5 protein-coding genes and 1 pseudogene are annotated in these 5,796 nt (G+C 30.6%); 1 reads left to right on the forward strand and 5 read right to left on the reverse strand.

The window, feature by feature from the left end; genetic code table 11:
- Positions 1-118, forward strand: a pseudogene (locus KHW44_RS05640) (NAD(+) kinase); the annotation flags it as partial.
- Positions 119-168: 50 nt separating this feature from the next.
- On the opposite strand, the gene KHW44_RS05645 reads toward KHW44_RS05640, so the two are convergent.
- From KHW44_RS05645 to KHW44_RS05665, 5 genes are all read right to left on the reverse strand, one after another.
- Entirely contained in the window at positions 169-1,587 is a 1,419-nt protein-coding gene (locus KHW44_RS05645) for a penicillin-binding protein 2 (protein WP_304066994.1), read from the reverse strand.
- Positions 1,577-2,911 carry an FtsW/RodA/SpoVE family cell cycle protein gene (locus tag KHW44_RS05650; RefSeq protein WP_002836748.1) on the reverse strand — a complete coding sequence of 445 codons (1,335 nt, stop codon included), beginning with the start codon at positions 2,909-2,911 and terminating at the stop codon, positions 1,577-1,579. Before KHW44_RS05650 ends, KHW44_RS05645 begins: the two co-directional genes overlap by 11 nt.
- Positions 2,901-3,407, reverse strand: a complete 507-nt coding sequence (locus KHW44_RS05655) for an FHA domain-containing protein (RefSeq protein WP_094223582.1) — start codon at positions 3,405-3,407, stop codon at positions 2,901-2,903. Before KHW44_RS05655 ends, KHW44_RS05650 begins: the two co-directional genes overlap by 11 nt.
- An 88-nt stretch (positions 3,408-3,495) precedes the next feature.
- The gene (locus KHW44_RS05660; RefSeq protein ID WP_294685794.1) at positions 3,496-4,068 is read right to left on the reverse strand and encodes a xanthine phosphoribosyltransferase; all 573 of its coding nucleotides are present in this window, start codon (positions 4,066-4,068) and stop codon (positions 3,496-3,498) included.
- Positions 4,069-4,186: 118 nt separating this feature from the next.
- A partial coding sequence (locus KHW44_RS05665) for a phospho-sugar mutase (protein ID WP_304066998.1) occupies positions 4,187-5,796 on the reverse strand: 1,610 nt, incomplete at its 5' end.

Genomic DNA, 5,796 nt, shown 5'->3' on the forward strand with positions numbered 1-5,796 from the left:
GAACAGAAGTTATGATAATGTAGATTATGTAAACTTTACTTATTCAGATCAATATATCAATAAATTAGTTTTCTTAAAAGACTGGTATTGGTTAAATATAAAAGACAAATTCTTATAAGCAATAAAAAAACATGGATTGCAATGAATCATCGCTATCCATGTTTTGTTTTATTTTTCTAAACCTAATTCATTAATTGCTGCGTTGAGCATTTTTGAAGCTATAGGTCCTGCAGTTTTTACACCATAAGAGTTATCATCTTCTAAAATAACTGCTATCGCAAATTTTGGTTTTTTTGCCGGTGCAGCAGCGACAAACCAAGCGTGAGTACTTGTTTTATCTTTAATTTCTGCTGTACCTGATTTTGCGATTACAGATGTACTAACATTAAGTGTATCGTAACTTTCTGCAGTAGATCTCAAATAATCTTTTAAGGTTACCATATTCTTCTTATTGCCAACTTCAGATAGTAATTCTGGCTTAGTTTCTTTAATTACTTTTCCTTCTGAATCTATAATTTGACTAACCAAGTAAGGTTTCAACATTTGTCCATCATTTGCTATAGCGCTCATTGCCATAGCCATGTTCAATGGAGTTACCAAAGTTTCCCCTTGTCCAAAACTTGTCGTTGCAATATCTGCATTACTTTTTGTTTTTGTATATCCATTAACGCTTACTGCTACTGGCAAATCAAAAGGAATTTTCTTACCAATCATAAATTTTGAAGCGTTATCTTCCAAAATTTTGTTCCCCAATTTTACACCTTGCGATGCAAAATAAACATTTGATGATTTCTCAAGAGCTTTTCTCAAATCAGTTTCTCCAAAAACAGCACCATTATTATTGGAAATAGTGTATTTGTTAAACTCAATTGTACCAGTATTATCTTCTACAACTTTGTCAACTTTATCTTCATTTTCTAATATTGCATTACCAGTTATTATTTTAAAAACCGATCCCGGAGTATACATTCCTTGTGTTGCACGATTTAATAATGGAGATGTCTCCCTATTCAAAAGTTCTTGCCATTGTGATGAAACTTCGTTTGGATTATATGAAGGGAAAGTTGCCATTACATAAACTTCACCAGTTGTCGGATTCATCATTACGATTGAACCTTTCTTGCCGTCTAATAAATTGTAGGCAAGTTTTTGTAAAGTGGAATTTGTCGTCAAAACAAGATCGCTACCTTTATTGTTTGAGCTTACTATATTTCTCAATTGCGATAAAGGAGTGTCCTTGTTAATGTTTAACAATTCTTTCATATACGATTTTTCAAGACCAGCTGTACCGTAGGTTTTTGAATTGTATCCAGTTATATTTCCATAAATATCTGCATAATCAAAAAATCTATAATTTTTCCCAGATGAATCTTTCTTCGTTTCTACCAAAACATTTTTATCTCTATCATAGATTGTTCCACGTTCAACTTTATCTTCATCTACCCACAATCTTTTGTTGTATTCATTGTTTGCAATTTTGTCAGCTTTTACTATTTGAAAATAAGTCAAATACAAAACCAACAACACAAACAAAGTCATCAAGAAAGATAAAACCACAATAATTCTTTTGTTCATTTTATTTTGCATAAATATCTTCCTCTCCTTGATCAGTTGAACAGAATTGTAAAATCGCAAGGCAAATAAATGACATCGCCATTGAAGTACCACCGTAACTTACAAATGGTATAGTAATTCCTGTCAAAGGAACCAACTTCATAACACCACCGAACATAACAAGCCCTTGAATTGCAAAAATTACAGAAATTCCAAGCGCTACAATCTTGTAGAATTTATTTGATTGATACAACGAAATCTTCATTCCCCTGTAAATCAAAATCAAGAACAACATTATTACACCCATTCCTGTGAAAGTTCCCATTTCTTCGCAAATCGCAGCGAAAATAAAATCGCTTGTGACTACAGGAACTACATCCGGTCTTCCTAATCCAAGACCCGTTCCAAAAAATCCTCCACTCGCAATCGCAAACAAAGCTTGTGTGATTTGATAACCTATTCCATCGATATTCTTCCATGGATCAAGCCATGTAGACACCCTTATTCTTATATGAGAAAAAAGCATATACGCAGCCACCGCCCCAACAATCGCTATGAATAAATTTAATAAAATTAATCTGATGTCTTCTTGATTTACAATTTGGTAAACTAAGAATAATCCGTAAAAAATCATTGCAGTTCCCAAATCTTTTTGCAAGAAAAACATACCTATAAATAAATAAACAACTATCATCAAGAAATATCTTTTGATTACAGGTAGATATTTTTTGTATTTTTGCGCTGACTTTATATTTATCTTATCTAACAAATCAGTGTTGTAATCATAACTAGCAAGGAAAAATACATACAATATTTTCGTAATTTCAGACGGTTGGAAACCAACCCCGAATATGCTAATCCAGTTTCTAGCTCCGTATTTATCTTCAGCGAGAACTAGTGTCATTAGAAACATCACAACACAACCTATTAAATAAAGTGCCGTGAATTTGTACCATTTTTTGTAGCTTTTTAAAATAAAAAATGTTCCAAAAAACAATAGTATCCCAATGGTAAACCACATTATTTGCTTCAATCCTTCATAAGGGTTAAGCCTGTAAATCACGATTACACCAATACTAAAAAGCATACAAGCGATTTGTAATATATATCCATCACCTTTAGTGATTTTTGTTACGTATTTATTTGCAAAAAACATTAAAATTGTAGCAAACAAAAAGTAAGCTAAAGCTTTCGGATCTAATCCTTTTTCATTTGATCCCAAAGCTAGAAAAAAACCAAATATGTTAAACAGTAATATCAAATAAACCGGTTTAATCATCTTACTATTTACACGCATTGGTTTTAAGTTATCGATAAATTCTTTAAATCTGCTATTTTTCTTACGTTTAGTTTGCATCTTTGTCACCATTTACAAACATAAATTCAATTTGTCCGATATCTATCAAATCTTTGTCGTTAAGTCTGGCAGAATTTACTAATTTATTGCCATTTAAAAAAGTTCCATTTGCAGAATTTAAATCCTCTATATAATAATTATTCTTTTCTTTGTAAATACGTGCATGTCTCTTAGATATGAATCTATCTTTTAATGCAACTTGATTGCTGTCGTCTCTTCCTATAGTCGCTGTTCTTCCTATAAAATAATGCTCTTGTATTTTAAAAGGCAAATTTTCTTTTCTATTTATTAGTTTTAAATAAGTATTTGAACTGTAGTTCATATTGTTTGTACCTTTTATGTCCAAATAAATCATCTTGATTATGTTGAAAATAAAATAGTAAATAATTATTACAAACAAATATTTAAAAAACATAGAAATTAAATTGTATAATTTTAAATTTGGAGTAATTTGTATAGAAAAGAATGCATCCAATATGTCAATAATGTATTTCACAGGTTTTCATCCTTTCTCATTTTATCCTAATCTAATATATCATATTTTTGACTTAATAAATGAAAAATAAAGTTACAATTTGTCAAAATTAATCTTCAAATGTAACAGAATCATCAGTAAAGCCTTTTATTCTTGCCAACGATTCTATTGTGTAACCTTGTTTTCTTAAATTATCTCCACCCTTTTGAAAAACTTTTTCGATTAAGATTCCTATTCCTTCAACATGTGCATTTGCTTGCGAACAAATATCTATCAAACCTTCCAAGGCTTTTCCATTTGCCAAAAAATCATCAATTAATAGAACACGGTCATTTTCATCCAAATATTCCTTAGAAACCATAACTTCATAACTTCTATTTTTTGTAAAACTAAACACTTCTGTTCTGTAGCAGTTATCACCCAATGTTTTTGAGCTTGTTTTCTTCGCAAATACAACTGGGCAGTTAAATCTAATTCCACAAGCATATGCGATAGCAATGCCGCTAACTTCAATTGTCAGTATTTTGTTGATTTTTTTATCCTTAAATTTTTCATAAAACTCATTTGCTAAATCTTCAAAAAGAACAGGGTCAATCATGTGATTAATGAACCTGTCTACCTTCAATATATTTCCCGGCAATACTGTGCCATCTTTCATAATTCTCTCTTCAAGTTTTCTCATTTTTCTCTCCTAGAATTTAATATAGTATATTATACATACAATATCAAAAAATCTCAATATCTTCCAATTTAAAAAATATCACTTACCCCAAGATTTAGGAATAAGTGATATTTAGAAATTATTTTACGTTCATCATTTTTTCTTTTGCTGTTTTTTCAATGTCCAAAACTTTTTGTTCAGCTTTTTCTTTAGAATCTGCAACAGAATAAATATATAATTTGATTTTTGGCTCAGTTCCAGAAGGTCTTAACGCATACCATGATCCATCATCATAGTAATACTTTAAAACATTTGACCTTGGAGTATTGTAATCTTCATAATTTACATCATAATCTTTTGTTTCAATCAAACTTGTTTCCCCAATTTTTTCGATAGGATTGTGTCGGAATTCTTCCATAATTCTTCCGATTTTTTCTTGGCCATCCAATCCTTCTAAAACAACAGAAGAAAGTGAGTTTTCATGATATCCAAATTCTTCATACAAATCATTTAATACATCAATCAATGTCTTGTTTTGTTTTTTGTAGAAAGCTAACATTTCTGAAATCATCATTGAAGAACTTACAGCATCCTTATCTCTCACAAAAGTTCCATAAGAATATCCGATACTTTCTTCATATCCAAATACCCAAGATTTTTCGCCAGTTTTTTCGTATTCATTTGCTTTTCCGCAAACATTTTTAAATCCTGTTAGGGTTTCAATCATTTCAACGCCGTATTTTTTAGCGATTTTGGCCGACAAATCTCCCGTTACTATCGATTTTACTACTGCTGGATTTTCTGGTAAATCGTGTTTTTCGTATCTTTGACTTAAAATATAATTTGTCAACAAAGCTCCAATTTTATTACCATCTAAGAACACGTATTCTCCATCATCAAAAACTTCTACAGCAGTTCTATCTGCATCTGGATCTGTTGCCAATAATAAATCAGCTCCTACTTCTTTTCCAAGATTAATTGCATATTCAAACGCTTCTGGGTTTTCGGGGTTAGGATATGGAACAGTCGTAAAATTACTATCTGGATGTTCTTGTTCTTTTACAACATAAACATTTTTGAATCCTCTTACATCTAGAATATGTCTAACAAATCTATTTCCAGTTCCATTCAATGGAGTGTAGACGATTTTAACATCCTTGTCTATGTTTTCATCATTTATAGTAAGACTTAATACATCTTCAAAATAATCCTTATCAAGATTTTCTCCAAAATATTCTATCTTACCTTCAGCTATTAGTTTTTCGAAATCTCCTATTTTAACTTCTGTAAAACTGTCAATCTTGTCTAAATTACCTAATATTTCATTTGCTTTATCTTCTAGAATTTGACTTCCTTCTTCCCAATAAGCCTTGTATCCATTGTATTCTTTTGGATTATGAGAAGCAGTAATCATAATTCCTGAAATACAATTGAATTTTCTGATTGAGTAAGACAACATTGGTGTTGGTCTAATATCATCAGACAAATAAACCTTTATTCCATTAGACGCTAATACATTTGCTGAAATTTCAGCAAATTCTTTTGAAAACTTTCTAACATCATAGCTAATGCTAACACCTCTTTTAATTGCTTCGTCACCGTAATTTTTTATAGTATCAGCAAGAGCTTGAGTTGTTTTCATTATGTTGTATTTATTCATTCTATTAGTACCAGCTCCGATTTTTCCTCTTAATCCCGCAGTACCAAATTCTAATGATTTGTAAAATCTATCTTTTATTTCTTCATCAT

It is taken from the genome of Finegoldia magna (genome assembly GCF_018371055.1).
GTDB classification, from domain to species: domain Bacteria; phylum Bacillota; class Clostridia; order Tissierellales; family Peptoniphilaceae; genus Finegoldia; species Finegoldia magna_I.